18 protein-coding genes are annotated in these 19973 nt (G+C 71.0%); 3 read left to right on the forward strand and 15 right to left on the reverse strand.

Going from position 1 to position 19973, the window contains the following annotated elements; all coding sequences use genetic code 11:
* Positions 1–78: 78 nt before the first annotated feature.
* The 11 genes from rpoZ to pyrR form a co-directional block, all read right to left on the reverse strand.
* Positions 79–351, reverse strand: coding sequence for a DNA-directed RNA polymerase subunit omega (gene rpoZ, locus OG562_RS06385; RefSeq protein ID WP_003977348.1), 273 nt, complete (start codon positions 349–351; stop codon positions 79–81).
* A 52-nt stretch (positions 352–403) separates the two neighbouring features.
* Complete coding sequence (gmk, locus tag OG562_RS06390) at positions 404–997, reverse strand: guanylate kinase (RefSeq protein ID WP_266394669.1); 594 nt, start codon at positions 995–997, stop codon at positions 404–406.
* Positions 998–1057: 60 nt separating this feature from the next.
* Entirely contained in the window at positions 1058–1381 is a 324-nt protein-coding gene (locus OG562_RS06395) for an integration host factor (RefSeq protein ID WP_003977346.1), read from the reverse strand.
* Between the two features lie 278 nt (positions 1382–1659).
* Positions 1660–2502, reverse strand: a complete 843-nt coding sequence (pyrF, locus tag OG562_RS06400) for an orotidine-5'-phosphate decarboxylase (protein WP_266394671.1) — start codon at positions 2500–2502, stop codon at positions 1660–1662.
* Positions 2499–3605: a quinone-dependent dihydroorotate dehydrogenase gene (locus OG562_RS06405; protein ID WP_266394672.1), complete on the reverse strand. Its 1107-nt coding sequence runs from the start codon at positions 3603–3605 to the stop codon at positions 2499–2501. Before OG562_RS06405 ends, pyrF begins: the two co-directional genes overlap by 4 nt.
* A 71-nt stretch (positions 3606–3676) precedes the next feature.
* Positions 3677–6985: a carbamoyl-phosphate synthase large subunit gene (gene carB / locus OG562_RS06410; protein ID WP_266394674.1), complete on the reverse strand. Its 3309-nt coding sequence runs from the start codon at positions 6983–6985 to the stop codon at positions 3677–3679.
* On the reverse strand, positions 6978–8135 hold the full coding sequence (gene carA / locus OG562_RS06415; protein WP_266394676.1) for a glutamine-hydrolyzing carbamoyl-phosphate synthase small subunit: 1158 nt from the start codon (positions 8133–8135) through the stop codon (positions 6978–6980). The genes carB and carA overlap by 8 nt, the downstream gene beginning before the upstream one ends.
* Entirely contained in the window at positions 8132–8701 is a 570-nt protein-coding gene (locus OG562_RS06420; protein ID WP_266394677.1) for a hypothetical protein, read from the reverse strand. Before OG562_RS06420 ends, carA begins: the two co-directional genes overlap by 4 nt.
* The gene (locus OG562_RS06425) at positions 8698–9984 is read right to left on the reverse strand and encodes a dihydroorotase (RefSeq protein ID WP_266394679.1); all 1287 of its coding nucleotides are present in this window, start codon (positions 9982–9984) and stop codon (positions 8698–8700) included. The genes OG562_RS06420 and OG562_RS06425 overlap by 4 nt, the downstream gene beginning before the upstream one ends.
* Positions 9985–9988: 4 nt before the next feature.
* Positions 9989–10969 (reverse strand): aspartate carbamoyltransferase catalytic subunit, encoded by a 981-nt coding sequence (locus OG562_RS06430; protein WP_266394680.1) that lies wholly within the window; start codon positions 10967–10969, stop codon positions 9989–9991.
* 105 nt (positions 10970–11074) lie between these two features.
* A complete protein-coding gene (gene pyrR, locus OG562_RS06435) occupies positions 11075–11665 on the reverse strand; it encodes a bifunctional pyr operon transcriptional regulator/uracil phosphoribosyltransferase PyrR (protein ID WP_266394682.1) in 591 nt (196 codons plus the stop codon).
* A gap of 239 nt (positions 11666–11904) precedes the next feature.
* On the opposite strand from pyrR, the gene bldD reads away from it, so the two are divergent.
* From bldD to OG562_RS06450, 3 genes are all read left to right on the forward strand, one after another.
* Positions 11905–12405 (forward strand): transcriptional regulator BldD, encoded by a 501-nt coding sequence (gene bldD, locus OG562_RS06440; protein WP_009313753.1) that lies wholly within the window; start codon positions 11905–11907, stop codon positions 12403–12405.
* 209 nt (positions 12406–12614) lie between these two features.
* Positions 12615–15815: a CHAT domain-containing protein gene (locus OG562_RS06445; RefSeq protein ID WP_266394685.1), complete on the forward strand. Its 3201-nt coding sequence runs from the start codon at positions 12615–12617 to the stop codon at positions 15813–15815.
* Positions 15815–16540, forward strand: coding sequence for a hypothetical protein (locus OG562_RS06450; RefSeq protein ID WP_266394687.1), 726 nt, complete (start codon positions 15815–15817; stop codon positions 16538–16540). Before OG562_RS06445 ends, OG562_RS06450 begins: the two co-directional genes overlap by 1 nt.
* Before the next feature lie 59 nt (positions 16541–16599).
* Here OG562_RS06450 and nusB read toward each other — a convergent pair whose 3' ends face one another.
* From nusB to OG562_RS06470, 4 genes are all read right to left on the reverse strand, one after another.
* On the reverse strand, positions 16600–17034 hold the full coding sequence (gene nusB / locus OG562_RS06455; protein ID WP_266394689.1) for a transcription antitermination factor NusB: 435 nt from the start codon (positions 17032–17034) through the stop codon (positions 16600–16602).
* Positions 17035–17036: 2 nt separating this feature from the next.
* Entirely contained in the window at positions 17037–17603 is a 567-nt protein-coding gene (efp, locus tag OG562_RS06460) for an elongation factor P (protein WP_266394691.1), read from the reverse strand.
* Between the two features lie 49 nt (positions 17604–17652).
* Positions 17653–18759, reverse strand: coding sequence for an aminopeptidase P family protein (locus tag OG562_RS06465; protein WP_266394692.1), 1107 nt, complete (start codon positions 18757–18759; stop codon positions 17653–17655).
* A gap of 189 nt (positions 18760–18948) precedes the next feature.
* Positions 18949–19749: a Pro-rich N-terminal domain-containing protein gene (locus tag OG562_RS06470; RefSeq protein WP_266394693.1), complete on the reverse strand. Its 801-nt coding sequence runs from the start codon at positions 19747–19749 to the stop codon at positions 18949–18951.
* Positions 19750–19973 lie beyond the last annotated feature (224 nt).

A 19973-nucleotide genomic window follows, 5' to 3' on the forward strand; every position in this document is an offset into this window, starting at 1 on the left:
CCCGCACCCCCGAGCAGACCACAGGCCCGGCAGTCGCGCTGCCGGGCCTGTGGACAAACCAACTGCAAGCAGAAAATATTACTGCGCCGGGCCCTCAATGGCCTCGGACGTCAGCAGCCCCGCGTTGATCTCGCGCAGGGCGATCGAGAGCGGCTTCTCGTGGACGTGGGTGTCCACGAGCGGACCGACGTACTCGAGGAGGCCCTCGCCGAGCTGCGAGTAGTACGCGTTGATCTGGCGGGCCCGCTTGGCCGCGTAGATCACGAGGCTGTACTTCGAGTCGGTGGCCTCGAGGAGCTCGTCGATCGGCGGGTTGATGATGCCCTCGGGCGCGGAGATGGAAGAGGACACGCTCTACCTTCCGATGGATGGGAAAAAACGGTCGTGATCACATAACTCGTGATCACACAACATCCACCAAGGCTAGCAGCTCGCGCGCCACGTCCTCGACGGAGGTGTTGACCAGGGTCACGTCGAACTCCGGCTCGGCCGCCAGTTCGATCTTCGCCGCCGCCAGGCGGCGCTCGATGACCTCGGGCGGCTCGGTGCCCCGCCCAGTGAGTCTGCGCACCAGTTCCTCCCAGGAGGGAGGAGCCAGGAACACCAGCCGGGCCTCGGCCATGGACTCGCGGACCTGCCGGGCGCCCTGGAGGTCGATCTCCAGGAGGACCGGCTCGCCGGCCTCGAGGCGCTGCAGCACAGCGGCTCGAGGCGTGCCATAGCGGTTGCCCGCGAACTCGGCCCACTCAAGCAGCTCGCCGTTGGCGATCAGCTTGTCCATCTCGTCGTCGGAGACGAAGAAATAGTGGACTCCGTGCTTCTCTCCGGGGCGGGGCCTACGGGTCGTCGCCGACACCGAGAGCCAGACCTCGGGGTGTTCCTTGCGCATATGGGCGACGACCGTGCTCTTGCCGACCCCGGAGGGGCCGGAGAGCACGGTCAGCCGCGGACGTACGTCCGGGGGCTCGGGGGTCGTCCCCCGGAATGTTGCAGCCATGCAGCGATTATTCCAGCAATCCCGGAGTGCCCGGGACTCCCTTCCCGCCAGGGCGGGGGATCAGGAGCCGGTGCTGCCGAACTCACGCTCCAGCGAGGCGATCTGGTTGGAGCCGAGACCACGCACACGGCGGCTCTCGGAGATGCCGAGTCGCTCCATGATCTGCTTGGCACGGACCTTGCCGACGCCGGGCAGCGACTCCAGCAGGGCGGAGACCTTCATCTTGCCGATGACGTCGTTTTCCTGACCCTGCTTGATGACCTCGTGAAGAGAGGCGCCGGAGTGCTTGAGTCGATTCTTGACCTCGGCCCGCTCCCGGCGAGCCGCGGCGGCCTTTTCGAGCGCGGCTGCGCGCTGTTCGGGGGTAAGGGGCGGAAGAGCCACGCCTACGTCACCTCGGATGTCGAACTGTCGGATACGGACCGGTGAGGAACCTAGTAGCCCCACACGCGGTGAGCCACGAGCAACACGCTTGCCCGTTCACTCTCCGTCGGAGACTAGCGGCCAACTCCGCCGGAGTCAGCGAGAACAGCGGAAAAGTCCTGGTCAGCCTCCGTCAGGCCGGACATTTAGGGCATAGTGCCCGAGATTTGAGGATGTATTCAGACTCAGGCGCACCCCGGACCGTCCGCGGAAGGTCCGGACCGGGCGGCCCGACGCCCTCAGCCGGCCGCCACAGCGGCCCGGACCTCCTGCGCGAACCGATCCGCGGCGTCACGCAGCGCGACCACGTCGGGACCGTGCCGGAGCACACCGCGGCTGACGTTCGGCACGACATTGCGCACCGCCGACCCGAACACCCGGGGCAGATCGGCCGGGGTCGCCCCCTGGGCGCCGATGCCGGGGGCCAGGAGCGGACCGTTGACGTCGAGGTCGTACGCCGACAGATCGCCCAGCGTGGCGCCGACGACCGCCCCGAAGGAGCCCAGCGGCTCCTCCCCCGCGTTCTCGGCCGCCAGGTGCGCCAGCATCGTCGCGCCCACGTTCCGCCCGTCCGCGCGCACCGCGTGCTGCACCTCGCCGCCCTCCGGGTTGGAGGTCAGCGCCAGCACGAACAGCCCGGCGCCGCTCTCGCGCGCCAGCGCGACCGCCGGCGACAGGGACCCGTAGCCGAGGTACGGCGAGACGGTGAGGGCGTCGGAGAACAGCGGGGCGTCCTTGTGCAGGAAGGACTCGGCGTACGCGGCCATGGTCGAGCCGATGTCGCCGCGCTTGGCGTCCATCACGACCAGCGCGCCGGCCGCCCGGGCCTCCTGCACCGACGTCTCCAGCACCGCGATCCCGCGCGAGCCGAAGCGCTCGAAGAAGGCGCTCTGCGGCTTCAGGACGGCGACCCGGCCGGCCAGGGCCTCGACGACCGTGCGGCTGAACCGCTCCAGACCGGCCACGTCGTCGTTCAGCCCCCACTCGGCGAGCAGGGCGGCATGCGGATCGATGCCGACGCACAGCGGGCCGCGCTCGTCCATGACACGGCGCAGCCGTGCGCCGAAGGGCTCCAGACTCATGCCGTCTTCCTCACGTCGGCGCCGACCGCGTCGGCGAGGGTGGCGTACGGGCTCGTGCGCAGGCGGGCGGCGAGGCCCTTGTGGATCGCGCGGCCCCAGAAGGGCCCCTCGTAGATGAAGGCGCTGTAGCCCTGGACCAGCGTGGCGCCGGCCAGGATGCGCTGCCAGGCGTCCTCCGCGTTCTCGACGCCGCCCACGCCCACGAGGGTGATCCGGTCGCCCACACGCGCGTAGAGGCGACGCAGCACCTCCAGGGAGCGCGCCTTCAGCGGCGCCCCCGACAGACCGCCGACCTCCTTCACCAGCGAGGGTTCGGAAGTCAGACCGAGGCTCTCGCGCGCGATGGTGGTGTTCGTGGCGATGATCCCGTCCAGACCGAGCTCCACGGCCAGGTCGGCGACGGCGTCGACGTCCTCGTCGGCCAGGTCCGGGGCGATCTTCACGAGCAGCGGGACCCGGCGCGAGGTCACCGCACGGTCGGCGGCCTCCCGGACGGCGCTCAGCAGCGGCCGCAGATGGTCCACCGCCTGCAGGTTGCGCAGGCCGGGCGTGTTCGGGGACGAGACGTTCACGACGAGATAGTCGGCGTACGGCGCGAGCCGCTCGGTCGACTTCACGTAGTCGCCGACGGCCTCGTCCTCCGGCACGACCTTGGTCTTGCCGATGTTGACGCCCACGACGGTCCTGAAGACGGCCTCACGGGAGGCCAGGCGGGCCGCGACGGCCAGCGAGCCCTCGTTGTTGAAGCCCATGCGGTTGATGAGCGCCCGGTCCTTCACGAGCCGGAACAGCCGCTTCTTGGGGTTGCCGGGCTGCGGCTCCCCGGTGACCGTGCCGATCTCGACGTGGTCGAAGCCGAGCATCGCCATGCCGTCGATCGCGACGGCGTTCTTGTCGAAGCCTGCGGCGAGCCCGAACGGGCCGTGCATGCGCAGTCCGAAGGCCTCGGTGCGCAGCTCCTTGTGGCGGGGGGCGAGCGCGGCCGCGACGAACGTGCGCAGCACCGGGACGCGGACGGCGAGCCGGATCCAGCGGAAGGCCAGGTGGTGCGCCTGCTCGGGGTCCATCCGTCGGAAAACCAGACGGAAGAAGAACTTGTACATCTCTGTGTCCTCTTGAAGCCTCATGAAGAGGGGGACACCGTTTCCGATGCCCCCCTCTCTCTTCATGGCTGCTAGTCGCGGGCCGCCGTCAGGTGCTGCGCGTGTTCCTGGAGCGAGCGGACGCCCACGTCGCCGTGGTTGAGCGCGTCGATGCCCTGGACGGCGGCGGCGAGCGCCTGGACCGTCGTCAGGCACGGCACGGACCGGGCCACGGCGGCCGTACGGATCTCGTAGCCGTCGAGGCGGCCGCCGGTGCCGTAGGGGGTGTTGACGATGAGGTCGACCTCGCCGTCGTGGATGAGCTGGACGATGGTCCTCTCGCCGTTCGGGCCGGTGCCCTCGGACTGCTTGCGCACGACCGTCGCGTTGAGGCCGTTGCGCCTGAGGACCTCGGCGGTGCCGGAGGTGGCGAGCAGCTCGAAGCCGTGGGCGACCAGCTCGCGCGCCGGGAAGATCATCGAGCGCTTGTCCCGGTTGGCGACCGAGATGAAGGCGCGGCCCTTGGTGGGCAGCGGCCCGTACGCGCCCGCCTGCGACTTGGCGTACGCCGTGCCGAAGACGGAGTCGATGCCCATGACCTCGCCGGTGGAGCGCATCTCCGGGCCGAGGACGGTGTCGACGCCGCGGCCCGAGGTGTCCCGGAAGCGGGTCCACGGCATCACGGCCTCCTTGACGGAGATCGGCGCGTCCAGCGGCAGCTCGCCGCCGTCGCCGGTCGCCGGGAGCAGGCCCTCGGCGCGCAGCTCTGCGACGGTCGCGCCCAGCGAGATCCGGGCGGCGGCCTTCGCCAGCGGCACCGCGGTCGCCTTCGAGGTGAAGGGGACCGTACGGGACGCGCGCGGGTTGGCCTCCAGGACGTAGAGGATGTCGCCGGCCATCGCGAACTGGATGTTGATCAGGCCGCGGACGCCGACGCCCTTGGCGATGGCCTCCGTGGAGGCGCGCAGGCGCTTGATGTCGAAGCCGCCGAGCGTGATCGGGGGCAGGGCGCACGCCGAGTCGCCGGAGTGGATGCCGGCCTCCTCGATGTGCTCCATGACGCCGCCGAGGTAGAGCTCCTGGCCGTCGTAGAGCGCGTCGACGTCGATCTCGATGGCGTCGTCGAGGAAGCGGTCGACGAGGACCGGCCGGGTGGGGCTGATCTCGGTCGACTCGGCGATGTAGGAGGACAGGCGGGTCTCGTCGTAGACGATCTCCATGCCGCGGCCGCCGAGGACGTACGAGGGCCGGACGAGGACCGGGTAGCCGATCTCGTCGGCGATGGCCTTGGCCTCGGCGAAGGTGGTGGCCGTGCCGTGCTTGGGGGCCGGGAGGCCGGCCTCGGCCAGGACGCGTCCGAAGGCGCCCCGGTCCTCGGCCGCGTGGATCGCCTCGGGGGGCGTGCCCACGATCGGCACCCCGTTGTCCTTCAGCGCCTGCGCCAGGCCCAGCGGGGTCTGGCCGCCGAGCTGGACGATCACACCGGCGATCGGGCCGGCCAGCGACTCCGCGTGGACGATCTCCAGCACGTCCTCGAGGGTCAGCGGCTCGAAGTACAGGCGGTCGGAGGTGTCGTAGTCCGTGGAGACGGTCTCGGGGTTGCAGTTGACCATCACGGTCTCGTAGCCCGCGTCGCTCAGCGCGAAGGAGGCGTGGACGCAGGAGTAGTCGAACTCGATGCCCTGGCCGATGCGGTTCGGGCCGGAGCCCAGGATGATGACGGCCGGCTTCTCGCGCGGCGCGACCTCGGTCTCCTCGTCGTAGGAGGAGTAGAAGTACGGCGTCTTCGCGGCGAACTCGGCGGCGCAGGTGTCGACCGTCTTGTAGACCGGGCGGATGCCCAGCGCGTGCCGCACCTCGCGCACGACGTCCTCGCGCAGCCCGCGGATCTCGGCGATCTGCTGGTCGGAGAAGCCGTGCCGCTTGGCCTCGGCGAGCAGGTCCACGTCCAGGCGCTCGGCGGCGGCCAGTTCGTCGGCGGTCTCCTTGATGAGGAAGAGCTGGTCGACGAACCAGGGGTCGATCTTCGTGAACTCGAAGACCTCCTCGGGCGTGGCGCCCGCGCGGATGGCCTGCATGACGGTGTTGATGCGGCCGTCGGTGGGGCGGACCGCCTCCGTCAAAAGGGCGTCCTTGTCGCCGGGGTCGCCGACGAACGTGAACTGGCTGCCCTTCTTCTCCAGCGAGCGCAGCGCCTTCTGGAAGGCCTCGGTGAAGTTGCGGCCGATGGCCATGGCCTCGCCGACCGACTTCATGGTGGTCGTGAGGGTCGAGTCGGCGCTCGGGAACTTCTCGAAGGCGAACCGTGGGGCCTTGACGACCACATAGTCGAGGGTCGGCTCGAAGGAGGCCGGGGTCTCCTTCGTGATGTCGTTGGGGATCTCGTCGAGGGTGTAGCCGACGGCGAGCTTGGCCGCGATCTTCGCGATCGGGAAGCCGGTCGCCTTGGAGGCCAGCGCCGAGGAACGCGACACCCGCGGGTTCATCTCGATGACGATGACGCGGCCGTCCTCGGGGTTCACCGCGAACTGGATGTTGCAGCCGCCGGTGTCCACGCCGACCTCGCGGATCACGGCGATGCCGATGTCGCGCAGGATCTGGTACTCGCGGTCGGTCAGCGTCATCGCGGGCGCGACCGTGATCGAGTCGCCGGTGTGCACGCCCATGGGGTCGAAGTTCTCGATGGAGCAGACCACCACGACGTTGTCGTGCTTGTCGCGCATCAGCTCCAGCTCGTACTCCTTCCAGCCGAGGATGGACTCCTCCAGGAGCACCTCGGTGGTCGGCGAGAGGGTGAGGCCCTGGCCGGCGATGCGGCGCAGTTCCTCCTCGTCGTGGGCGAAGCCGGAGCCGGCGCCTCCCATGGTGAAGGACGGGCGGACGACGACCGGGTAGCCGCCGAGCTCGTCGACGCCTGCGACGACCTCGTCCATGGTGTGGCAGATGACCGAGCGGGCGGACTCGCCGTGCCCGATCTTCGCGCGGACGGCTTCCACGACCCCCTTGAAGAGGTCGCGGTCCTCGCCCTTGTTGATGGCCTCCACGTTGGCGCCGATCAGCTCGACGCCGTACTTCTCCAGGACGCCGTTCTCGGCCAGCGAGATCGCGGTGTTGAGCGCCGTCTGGCCGCCCAGGGTGGGCAGCAGGGTGTCGGGACGCTCCTTGGCGATGATCTTCTCGACGAACTCGGGGGTGATCGGCTCGACGTAGGTGGCGTCGGCGATCTCCGGGTCGGTCATGATCGTCGCGGGGTTGGAGTTGACCAGGATGACCCTGAGGCCCTCGGCGCGCAGGATGCGGCACGCCTGGGTGCCGGAGTAGTCGAACTCGGCGGCCTGGCCGATGACGATCGGGCCGGAGCCGATGACCAGGACGGACTGGATATCGGTGCGCTTAGGCACGCTGGCCCTCCATCAGGACTGTGTCCATCAAAGACGTGAAGCGGTCGAACAGGTAGGCGGCGTCGTGCGGGCCCGCTGCCGCTTCGGGGTGGTACTGGACGGAGAAGGCCGGCTGGTCGAGCAGCTGCAGCCCCTCCACTACGTTGTCGTTGAGGCAGACGTGCGAGACCTCGACGCGGCCGAACTCCGTGTCGCTGATCTGGTCGAGTGGCGCGTCCACGGCGAAGCCGTGGTTGTGCGCGGTGACCTCGACCTTGCCGGTCGTACGGTCCTGGACCGGCTGGTTGATGCCCCGGTGGCCGTACTTCAGCTTGTAGGTGCCGAAGCCGAGGGCGCGGCCGAGGATCTGGTTGCCGAAGCAGATGCCGAAGAGCGGCGTCCTGCGCCGGAGGACGGCCGTCATCAGGGCGACGGGACCGTCGGCCGTGGCCGGGTCGCCGGGTCCGTTGGAGAAGAAGACTCCGTCCGGGGAGACGGCGTACACGTCCTCCTCGGTCGCGGTCGCGGGCAGCACGTGCACCTCGATGCCCCGCTCGGCCATGCGGTGCGGGGTCATGCCCTTGATGCCGAGGTCGACGGCGGCGACGGTGAACCTCTTCTCGCCGACCGCCGGGACGACGTACGCCTCCTTGGTGGCGACCTCTTCGTAGAGGCTCGCGCCCTTCATGTGCGGCTGGGCCTGCACGCGCGCGAGGAGCTCGGCGTCGGCGGCGATCGCCTCGCCGGAGAAGACGCCGGCGCGCATGGAGCCGCGCTCGCGCAGATGGCGGGTCAGCGCGCGCGTGTCGATGCCGGAGATCCCGACGACGCCCTGCTCGACCAGCTCGTCGTCCAGGGAGCGCTTGGAGCGCCAGTTGGAGGGCACGCGCGCGGGGTCGCGCACGACGTAACCGGACACCCAGATGCGGCTCGACTCGTCGTCCTCGTCGTTCCAGCCGGTGTTGCCGATCTGCGGGGCGGTCGCAACGACGATCTGTCGGTCGTACGACGGGTCGGTGAGGGTCTCCTGGTAGCCGGTCATGCCGGTGGAGAACACCGCTTCGCCGAAGGTCTCCCCCACGGCCCCGAAGGCCCGGCCGCGGAAGATCCGGCCGTCCTCCAGGACGAGTACGGCGGGAGTTTTGGCGGCTCCCCTGGTGGAGGTCGTCATCGTGCGCCTTCCGTAGTGTTGTTCTTGATCATGGAGTTGATGGCGTCGACCCACTCGGTGTGCTCGGCCGCCGTGTCCGAGCGGAACCCGGAGTCGATCAGCTTGTCGCCGTGCGCCCAGGTCACCACGAGCAGCCCGCCCTCGGTGAGGACCTTGCCGGCGATGCCCTTGCCGAGCAGCGCCTCGCGCAGCGCGCCGACGGGGATGAAGAAGTCGGTCGCGCCGGGGCGGACGACGTCCAGGCCCGCGTCCGTCAGGGTGAGCTCGACCCGGCTGCGGGCGCCCAGGCCGTGCGCCACGATGCGGTCGAGCCACTGACCGGCGGTGGTGGAGCCGTGGTAGCGGCCGCTCATGCTCAGTCTGGCCGGGCCGAGGTCGTCCGGCGCGCTGGGCAGCTCGGGGAGGTCGCCCTGGAGCGTGCCGCGCCACTTCCAGCCCTCGCGCATCAGCCAGTAGACGAGCGCGACGAACAGGCCGAGCCCGACCACCCAGCCGACCCGGGCGGCCCAGTCGGTCACTTGGGCCGATTCCTTCTCGGCCGCGAGCAGAAGTGCAGCAGATGTCACGTGAGCTTCCCGTCGACGAGCGTGGCCTTGCCCCGGAGCCAGGTGTGCGTCACACGGCCCGGCAGCTCACGCCCCTCGTACGGGGTGTTCCGGCTGCGCGAGGCGAAGCCCGCGGGGTCCACGGACCCACGGTATTCCGTGTCGACGAGCGTGAGGTTGGCGGGCTCACCTGCCGAGACGGGGCGACCGTGCCCCTTCGCCCGCCCGATCCCGGCGGGCTTGAAGGACATGCGGTCGGCGACCCCGGCCCAGTCCAGCAGGCCCGTCTCCACCATCGTCTCCTGGACCACTGACAACGCGGTCTCCAGGCCGACCATGCCCATGGCGGCCGCGGCCCACTCGCAGTCCTTGTCCTCGTGCGGGTGCGGGGCGTGGTCGGTGGCGACGATGTCGATCGTGCCGTCGGCGAGCGCCTCGCGCAGGGCGAGCACGTCCCGCTCGGTGCGCAGCGGCGGGTTCACCTTGTAGACCGGGTTGTAGCTGCGCACCAGCTCGTCGGTGAGGAGCAGGTGGTGCGGGGTGACCTCGGCGGTGACGTCGATGCCGCGGGACTTGGCCCAGCGGACGATCTCGACGGACCCGGCGGTGGAGAGGTGGCAGATGTGGACGCGGGAGCCGACGTGCTCGGCGAGCAGGACATCTCGGGCGATGATCGATTCTTCGGCGACCGCGGGCCAGCCCCCGAGCCCCAGCTCGGCGGAGACGACGCCCTCGTTCATCTGGGCGCCCTCGGTCAGCCGCGGCTCCTGCGCGTGCTGGGCGACGACCCCGCCGAAGGCCTTCACGTACTCCAGCGCCCGGCGCATGATCACGGCGTCGTCGACGCACTTGCCGTCGTCGGAGAAGACGGTGACCCCGGCGGCCGACTCGTGCATGGCGCCCAGCTCGGCGAGCTTGCGGCCCTCCAGGCCGACGGTGACGGCGCCGATGGGCTGCACGTCGCAGTAGCCGTGCTCCCGGCCGAGCCGGTAGACCTGCTCGACGACGCCGGCGGTGTCGGCCACGGGGAAGGTGTTGGCCATGGCGAAGACGGCCGTGTACCCGCCGGAGGCGGCCGCGCGGGTACCCGTCAGAACCGTCTCGGAGTCCTCGCGGCCCGGCTCGCGCAGATGGGTGTGCAGGTCGACGAGCCCCGGCAGCAGCACCTTGCCGGCGGCCTCGACGACCTCGGCGCCCTCGTCCGAGAGGCCCGTGCCGACCGCCTCGATGACCGTGCCGTCGATCAGCACGTCCTGCGGCTCACCGCCGAGCACCTTCGCACCACGGATCAGGATCTTGCTCATGTTCTTACTTCTCCTCGGTGGTGCGGGCGTGGCTGACGGCGGGTTCGTTGCCGCCCAGGAGCAGGTACAGCACGGCCATCCGGATGGACACGCCGTTGGCGACCTGCTCGACGACGGTGCAGCGGTCGGAGTCGGCGACCTCGGCGGTGATCTCCATGCCGCGGACCATCGGGCCGGGGTGCATCACGATGGCGTGCTCGGGCATCCGCGCCATCCGGTCGCCGTCGAGGCCGTAGCGCCGCGAGTACTCGCGCTCGGTCGGGAAGAACGCGGCGTTCATCCGCTCGCGCTGCACCCGCAGCATCATCACGGCGTCGGACTTGGGAAGCGTGCTGTCGAGGTCGTACGACACCTCGCAGGGCCAGGACTCGATGCCGACCGGCACCAGGGTGGGCGGAGCGACCAGGGTGACCTGGGCGCCGAGGGTGTGCAGCAGGTCGACGTTGGAGCGGGCGACCCGGCTGTGCAGGACGTCGCCGACGATGGTGATGCGCCGGCCGGAGAGGTCCTGGCCGATCCCGGCGTCCCGGCCGATGAGGCGGCGGCGCATGGTGAAGGCGTCCAGGAGGGCCTGGGTGGGGTGCTGGTGGGTGCCGTCGCCCGCGTTGATGACGACGGCGTCGATCCAGTCGGAGGTGGCCAGCCGGTACGGCGCGCCGGAGGCGCCGTGGCGGATGACGACGGCGTCGACGCCCATCGCCTCCAGCGTCTGCGCGGTGTCCTTGAGGGACTCGCCCTTGGAGACCGAGGACCCCTTGGCGGAGAAGTTGATGACGTCCGCGGACAGCCGCTTCTCAGCGGCCTCGAAGGAGATCCGGGTCCGGGTGGAGTCCTCGAAGAAGAGGTTGACGATCGTGCGGCCGCGCAGGGTCGGCAGCTTCTTGATGGGCCGGTCGGCGACGCGGGCCATCTCCTCCGCGGTGTCGAGGATCAGCACGGCGTCGTCGCGGGTGAGGTCGGCGGCCGAGATGAGATGACGCTGCATCTGTCAGGCTCCGTAAGTCCGTGAGGCAGAGAAGAATGCGGGAGATTCCGGGCAGTCAGGGGCACGGCGAAGGGACGCGCGGCGCAGAGGCCGCACGCACGCGTGCTACTGCTGTGCGCCCGGGGCGGTCTGCTTCACACCGAGCAGCACGGTGTCGCGACCGTCCTCCTCGGCGAGCAGGACCTTGACCGTCTCCCGCAACGACGTGGGGAGGTTCTTGCCGACGTAGTCGGCGCGGATGGGCAGTTCCCGGTGGCCGCGGTCGACCAGGACCGCGAGCTGGACCGCGCGCGGCCGCCCGAGGTCGTTCAGGGCGTCGAGGGCGGCGCGGATGGTGCGGCCGGAGAAGAGCACGTCGTCGACGAGGACGACCAGCTTGCCGTCGAGGCCGTCACCGGGGATCTCGGTGCGGGCCAGCGCGCGCGGTGGATGCATGCGCAGGTCGTCGCGGTACATGGTGATGTCGAGGGAGCCGACCGGGATCTTCCCGTCGGTGATCTGCTCCAGCTTGGCGGCGAGCCGCTGGGCGAGGAAGACGCCTCGGGTCGGGATGCCGAGGAGCACCACGTCGTCGGCGCCCTTGGCGCGCTCGACGATCTCGTGGGCGATGCGGGTCAGCACCCGCGCGATGTCGGGGCCTTCGAGAACGGGCCGCGCATCGGACTCGTACTGCTGCTTGTCGTGCTCTGTGTCCATAAGAAACGGACCTCCTTCTCCGCCTCACGGGACGGACCTTAAAGGACGTCGGATTTGCGCCATCCACGGTAGCAGGCCGGGGAGCACCCCCGATCACCCCCCTGGCCTAATCGGCCATCGGTACCACGGAAGAGTCGGTGTGGACCATTCGGCTTGACGCAGAAGAATCACGCTGCGTAACCTCACAGTGAGTTACCAGCACGCGGCCCAGCCGCGTCGACCCAGTGCCGGGGAGCTATATGTCCAGCGAATACGCCAAACAACTCGGGGCCAAGCTCCGGGCGATCCGCACCCAGCAGGGCCTTTCCCTCCACGGTGTCGAGGAGAAGTCCCAGGGACGCTGGAAGGCGGTCGTGGTCGGTTCGTACGAGCGCGGCGACCGCGCCGTGACCGTGCAGCGCCTTGCCGAGCTGGCGGATTTCTACGGCGTTCCCGTGCAGGAACTGCTGCCGGGCACCACCCCGGGCGGCGCCGCCGAGCCGCCGCCGAAGCTGGTCCTGGACCTGGAGCGACTGGCCCATGTGCCGGTCGAGAAGGCGGGCCCGCTGCAGCGGTACGCGGCCACGATCCAGTCGCAGCGCGGCGACTACAACGGCAAGGTGCTGTCGATCCGCCAGGACGACCTGCGCACCCTCGCCGTCATCTACGACCAGTCGCCCTCGGTCCTGACCGAGCAGCTGATCAGCTGGGGCGTGCTGGACGCGGACGCGCGTCGCGCGGTCTCCCACGAGGAGAGCTGAGCAGGCGAGCCCGCCTCGCAGAAACGTCACAGCCTAAGGGCGGAGCCGATCGGCTCCGCCCTTCGCGCTGTCCGGCCGCCGCCGGCGTGCTCGCACATCCCCTCCTCCTCTCACACTCCTCGCACGCTCCTCGCACACCCCCTCGTCCCGACGCGGCCGCCTGTGCCACGATCTTCCCAGCTGCGCCGATCACGGGACGGGGGGCCGTCATGGCAGTGCGTGACCAGGACGACGAGGCGTTCGACGCCGTCGTCCGCCTTGTACGGGACATCCATGCCGAACACATGGGCGAGGAGGCCGCCGAGCGCCAGGTGCGGTCGCCGCGGTGGGCGCTGACCGAGGGCGCGGCGCGTTCGCTGGTGGGCTTCGGCTACCGGCACGTCCGGGAGGGCATCCCGTCCACCGGCCATCTGATAGCACGGCTGATGCTGGCGGCGGCGGACGCCCGGTGGGGGCGCGGCACCGCCTCCCCCTGGTGGCACGCGGCCGATCTCCTGGTAGAAGCGGCCCGCCTCGATCTGATCGACCGGCCGAGCGGCGACCGTCTGCGCCTGGCCTGCGCCGTCGCCGACGAGCAGATCGACACGCTCCGCCGGGAGGCGAACCTCGACGAACTGGCCGAAACCATGTACGCGGCCGGCATCCTCCGGGTCCACCCGCACATCGGACGCTCCCCGCTCGACGGCACGGGCCTCCTCCGGGAACGGCAGGTACGCGGTCTGCTGCGCGGCCGCTTCTTCACCGGCGGCTCCGGCGACGGCGCGGCCGCGGACACCGACTCCCTCGGCACGGAGTCCCTCGACCCGGACGCCCTCGACGCCCTGCCCCACCCGGTGGACGCCGCCTTGGAGGCGCTGCCCTACCTGTACGGGGCGGTGGGGCTGAGCCGGGGCCATCTGCGCGCCCGCTGCCGGCACGCGGTGAACGAGGCGCTGTCCATCCTGATGAACAACCCCGACGCCGAGGGCTGGACGATGGATGCCTGGCTGGCGAACAGCAGGGCCGCCGCACGCTCCATCGACCCGGCGCTCGACCCGGTGAACGCGATCCGGCTGCGCCGCATCCTCGCCCACTACGACGGCGAACGGCCGCCTGCCACCCTCGGGGAGCTGCTGCCCGTACCGCTGGCCGAGCTGGTGCGCACGCGGGGCGAGCGGGAGACCTGGGCGGTGGCGGAGCAGGCGCTGTGCCTGCTGCGCGAGACCGGAGAACGGGACCTGCTGCGGGAGCTCGTGGCCGCCGTGTACGCGCAGCTGCCCGACGCGGAGAGTCCCGAGCAGCTCCGCGAGCTGTGGCACAGCCACGTCCATGTGCTGCCCGGCGACACCACCGCCTGCCCCGGCGCGGAGGCCGGAGCAGGCGAGCTCCAGCTGGCGCTGTCCGCGCTGGTCGCCGCCCCGCGGCCCGACACGGCCGCCGCTCTGCACCTGGCCGCTCACCTCGCCGGGCTCGGCGGCGCTCAGGCCGCCTGCACGCTGACGGACCTGTTGCCCGACCCCCTGCCCGACGCGGGACCGGAGGTCACCGCCGCCGTCAGACACCTGCTCGCCACCTCCCACGCGGCCGCCGGCACCGCGTGCCGCCAGGCGGGCGACCTCGGGGAGGCGATCGGCCGGCATGCCACGGCCGCACGCCACTACGCGATCCTCGGGCTGACGGATCTGGGCCTGCGCCAGACCGAGCTGATGGTGGAGTGCGCCGTCGAGGGCAGCGCCGACGACACCCTGCGCGCGGCCGTCCTGCTCCGCAGGAGGGCCGCCCCCTGGCTGAACGCGGGACTGCACGAGGAGTCGGCGTTCGCCCTCGTCGCGGCCGCACAGCGGCTCGGGGCGGACACGCGCGAGGGGCCGTCGTCGCCCTTCGCGCTGCTGCAGCTCCAGAGCGCCGCCAAGGCGCTCGACTTCTCCCGCGCGCTGGCCCGCCCGGGACCCCGGCCGCCCGTCCAGCCCCTCGTGGACCTCCGGCAACGCATCGACGAGCTCGAGAGCCGACTGGGCGAGGCCGTGGCGCCACGCCTCGACGACCTCGCCGAGGACCTGGAGATGCTGTGCTACGCCGGTCCCCAGGAGCATGCGCCCGGCAACGCCGAGGACGAGCTCCTCGGCAATCTGCGTCGCTCCTTCGACCGCGGGCTCTCCCGCCGGCTGTACGCACTGGGACCGACGGACGAGTCCTCCGGCCGTCCGGACCTGGACGACGTCGTCGCGGCGCTGCCCGCCGACACCGTGCTGGTCTCACTGTGGATCGGGCAGCAGCCGAGCCGGATGGAGCCCGCCGGACCCGACGGGCAGCCCGCCGCCGCCCTCCAGCTGATGACGATCACTCGCGAAGGCGTCCGTGACCAGCGCATCCTGCCGTTCGGCGGCATGCCCGCCGCGGTGATCCGGATGAGCAGGGACGGCTACCGGCATTCCCTGCACCCCTTCGGCTACGAGGTGGCGTCGCTCCGGTCGGTCGTACGCACCGATCCGCTGCACCGTGCGGTGGCGCGCGGGGCCGAGGAGGAGCTCGACTGCGGAAGGCTCTTCGGCCGCCTGACCGACGTCCTGACGAGCCTGTACGACGAGGGCAAGCGCCATCTGTGCTTCTGGGCGCACGGCCCCTTCCACTTTCTGCCGTTCCCGTTGCTCCACCTCGACGGGCGGCCCCTGGCGGACGACTGGACCGTCACCACCGTGCCCAGCCTGGTCTGCGTCACCGGGCCCGAGGAGGATCGGCCCCGCGCCGGGGAGGGGCTCGTCTCGCTGGGCGCTTCGCTGGGCGGCGCCCCGTGGGGCCTTCAGCCGGAGCCGGTGCTGGACGAGCACGCCACGGCCGTCGCGGAGTTCGCCGGCGGGGCGGCGCTGGTCGGGCCCGCCGCGACCCCGGCGTCCCTGCTGGCCCGGGCCCAGGGCGCCCGCTACGTCCATGTGGCGGCGCACGGGGCGCACAGCCAGGACGCCTCCTGGTTCCAGTGTCTCTACCTCAACCCGCCCGAGGCCGGTGAGGGCCCTGAGAACAGCGCGGAAGGTGAGAACCGCAGGGCCGGGCGGCAGGAGGCGAGCAAGGACGGGAGGCTGTTCGGTCACGACGTGCTCGCAGCCGATCTGCGCGGGGTGGACCTGGTCACCCTCAGCGCCTGCGAGTCGGGGCTCGGCAGGTTCGACCTCGCCGACAATCCCCGGGGACTGCCGGCCGCGTTCCTGCTGGCCGGGGCCCGCGCGGTGGTGGGCTGTCTGTGGCCGGTACGGGCCGAGGCGGCCACGTACTTCTTCGGCGAGCTGCACCGGCATCTCGCCGGCCACCACGACACCCTGCGGGCCTTCCGCCACGCCCAGACCGTCACGCGCGAGCGGTTCCCGCAGTACCGCGACTGGGGCGCCTTCGCCTACCACGGCGGCTGGAGCCGCCCCGAAGAAGGGAACGCCTGATGGAACCCGTGACGTCCCTCGTCCTCCCGATCCTCCCGGGACACGACGTCGACCTCGTCGTCCCCGCCACGCTCCAGGGCCGTACCACCGAGGAGCGCATCGCCCGTCGGCTGACCGTCACGGAGCCGTTCGTGACCCGGCTGGCCCTGGACCAGCTGTCCGAGCTGGGGGTCGACCCGGTCCTGCTGGCGCCGCTGCCGTCCGGCGACGACTACTTCGTGGTGGCCTTCGTCACCACCTTCCGCCCCGCTCCCGACGGCGACTCCGCGTCCTTCGTGGACGCCCGGGTCGGCATCAGGCTCACCGCCCCGAACGGCGGGCGGCAGCCGGTGACGCTGGCGCTGTCCCCGGACACGGCGAGCGCGGCGAGCGGGAGCAGCCTGCGGTTCGCGCTGGCGGTGCCCCTCGGCGTCGTGGAGCCGACCGTGGAGTACACGGCCGGCGGCTCGCGGGAGGAGCGGTACATCACCGCGTACGGTCTCGGCAGCAGTGATCCCGAGTGGCTGCTGCGCGACGCGCCGGGGCACCCGCTCGCCGGGGACGTGCTGCTGGCGGTCGTGGTGCGCGCGCCGACCGGCTCCGCCGTACGGGCCGAGGTCGTCGTGGCGGCCTCACTGAAGAGGCTGAGGCTGCTGCGCAGCCGGGCGGAGCTGCCCTCGCGGCTGCACACGATCGACCTGCCGGCACAGGTGGGGCACGCCGTGTTCCAGGGCGTGGCCGAGTAGACGCCGAGGGCCCGCGGACGGTGTCCGCGGGCCCTCGTATGTCACCGGAAAGTGGCTGGTCACGCCTCGTCGCGGCGCAGGGACGGCTTGAGTTCCTTCAGACGGCCGAGGAGGCCGTTGACGAACGAGGGGGACTCGTCCGTGGAGTACTCCTTGGCGATCTGCACCATCTCGTCGAGGACGACGGCGTCCGGGGTCTCGTCGGCCCAGATCAGCTCGTAGGCGCCGAGACGCAGGATGTTGCGGTCGACGACCGGCATGCGGTCGAGCGTCCAGCCGACCGAGTACTGCGAGATCAGCTCGTCGATGCGCTGCGCGTGCACCGCGTAGCCCTCGACCAGCTGCATCGTGTACTCGCTCACCGGCGGCTGCCGGGTGTCGGCCCGGGAGAGCCGGATCCAGTCCGCGAGGACCGTCAGGACGTCGACTCCACGCTGGTCGCCCTCGAAGAGAATCTGGAAGGCGCGCTTGCGGGCCGTGTTGCGAGCAGCCACGGTTAGCTGTTCACCCGGCCGAGGTAGTCGCTGGTGCGGGTGTCGACCTTGATCTTCTCACCGGTGGTGATGAAGAGCGGGACGTTGATCTGGTGACCGGTCTCCAGGGTGGCGGGCTTGGTGCCGCCGGTGGAGCGGTCGCCCTGCAGGCCCGGCTCGGTCTCCTGGACGACGAGCTCCACGGCGGCGGGCAGCTCGACGAAGAGCACCTCGCCCTCGTGCTGCGCGACGGTGGCCGTGAAGCCCTCGATCAGGAAGTTGGCGGCGTCGCCGACGGCCTTGCGGTCGACCATGAGCTGGTCGTAGGTCTCCATGTCCATGAAGACGAAGTACTCGCCGTCCATGTAGGAGAACTGCATGTCGCGCTTGTCGACAGTGGCCGTCTCGACCTTGATACCGGCGTTGAACGTCTTGTCGACGACCTTGCCGGAGAGCACGTTCTTCAGCTTGGTGCGCACGAAGGCCGGGCCCTTACCGGGCTTTACGTGCTGGAACTCGACGACGGACCAGAGCTGGCCTCCGTCGAGCTTGAGCACCAGGCCGTTCTTGAGGTCGTTCGTGGAAGCCACGGTTGCGGAATCTCCTGGACTGACGTGGACGACCCCGGCGCACGCACTCCTACAGCGCGAGCAGCTCCTTGGTCGTGATGGTGAGTAGCTCGGGTCCGCCGTCCGCCTCGGGGCGTACGACGAGCGTGTCATCGATCCGGACGCCGCCCCGGCCCGGGAGGTGGACCCCGGGTTCGACGGTGACCGGCACGCAAGCGTCCAGTTTACCCATGGCTGCGGGAGCGAGCTGCGGGTCCTCGTCGATTTCGAGTCCGACACCGTGTCCGGTGAGCGCCGGAAGGCCCTCCGCGTACCCCGCCGAGTCCAGCACCTGGCGGGCGGCGCGGTCCACGTCGCGGTAGGCGGCGCCGGGCGCCAGGCATTCGCGTCCGGCGCGCTGAGCGGCGAAGACGAGGTCGTAGAGCTCGATCTGCCAGTCCGCGGGGGACGTGCCGATCACGAAGGTGCGGCCGATCTCGCAGCGGTAGCCGCGGTAGGCCGCGCCCAGGCAGACGGAGAGGAAATCTCCCTCCTCCACCCTCCGGTCGGTGGGCCGGTGCCCGCGTCGGCCGGAGTTCGGGCCGGCGGCGACGGAGGTGGTGAAGGCGGGGCCGTCGGCGCCGTGGTCGACCAGCCGCCGTTCCAGTTCGAGGGCGAGATGCCGTTCCGTCCGTCCGACCAGGATGGACTCCAGGAGCTCGCCCAGGGCCTGGTCGGCGATCTCGGCGCCGATCCGCAGACAGGAGATCTCCTCCTCGTCCTTCACCACCCGCAGCTGTTCGACGGCGCCGCCCAGGTCGGAGAGGCGCAGCCGGGGCGCGACCGAGCGCAGGGCGCGGTGGCGGGCGACGGTGAGGTGGTGCTCCTCGACGGCGAGGGAGTCGGCACCCTCGGCGGCGAGCAGGCCCACGGCGGCCACGGCGGGATCGCCGCCCGCGCCGGAAAGCGTGTGCACGCGCAGCGCGTCGTCCGGCCGCCCTTCGGCGGGGCGGTCGTCGAGCGGGCCCGAGCAGACGAGGAGGTCCTCGTGCCTGCCGAGCAACAGGGCGGCGCCCCGGGGGGCCGCCCCCGCGAGATATCTCACGTTGGCGGGGCGGGAGATCAGCGCGGTGGCGCTGCCGCTGGCGTTGCAGCGTTCCCTCAGCCTGGTGCGGCGGGCCGCGTAGACCTCTGACATGGGTCGAGCGTATGAGCGGCGCCGGGATCCTGCCGGTTGGGAACGGCCAGTGGAGTTGCTCTTCGGCTGTCTGGGCCGGTGGGGACTGGTCGCACCCGCGCGGCGGAGCCGCACATCGACACAGCCTCGCGCCCCTGGGGAGGCTGCCCCTGAGGGCACTTCAAGAGGTGCTCTACCGCTTCGAGTGCTCTACCACTTCGGCGGGCTGGCGATCGCCCTCGCCAGTACGTCGTCCAGGACCCTCGCCGTCGTCGGGACGTCGAGCTGGGAGTTGTCGATGATCGGGAGGCCCGAGCCGTACCAGCCGGCCATACGGCCGTGGATACGGGCGACCTCCTCGTCGGCGAGGCGGCGGTTGCCTGAGCGGGCGGCGTTGCGCTCCAGGACGACTTCCAGGCCGGGCAGCAGGACGACGGGGAGGAGGCCGGGGCCCACATGGCGTTTCCAGCCGCCGAGGCCGACGGCGGGGCGGTCGGGGAAGATCGCGTCGTCGAGGATGCAGGAGATGCCGTTGGCCAGGAAGTTGCGGGCGGCGAAGCCGCAGGTGCGGCGGGCGAGGCGGTACTGGGCCTCGGAGTGGTCGTTCCACCCGGACTGGGGGTCGGCGAAGCCCGAGCGGACCCACTCGCGGACGTCGTCGAGGCTGACATGGGCGGTGGGCACCCGGCGGTGGTCGGCCCAGAACTTGGCGACGCTGGTCTTCCCGGCGCCCGCCGGGCCGATGAGCAGCACCGCGAGAATCGTGGTCGTCGGGTCGGGGACGGTCGGGGCGGGCGGCACGCTGGGCATGCCGACGGGGCCGCCGGGGGGCAGCGGGACATGCCCGGTGACGTCGGTGCCCTGCGGGACGGGCGCGTGCTGCGGGACAGGGGCGTGCTGCGGGGCGGGCGGGACCGGGCCCGACGGGGCTCCGAGATATCCCGGCTGGTGCTGGGGGGCGCCGCCCGGCTGATGGGGCTGCGGCAGCGGAGAACCCACTGCGTGCTGCATCCGGTGCCACTCCGTCTCGTACAGGCAATGGGCGCTGGCCGTGGGGGCGGATACCCCCTCTTCGCTACCGAACGGTACCGCCCCCGGCCGTCGTTTGGTGAACGGCCGAGGGCGGTGCGAAGTGCCCGTCACCGAGAGCGAATCGGGCGAAAGACAAACGGAAAGACAAACGGAAAGGCAAACAGAAAGGAAGACAGACGAGGACCTGACGGTCCTGCAGAAGG

Source organism: Streptomyces sp. NBC_01275 (genome assembly GCF_026340655.1).
Classification (GTDB): domain Bacteria; phylum Actinomycetota; class Actinomycetes; order Streptomycetales; family Streptomycetaceae; genus Streptomyces.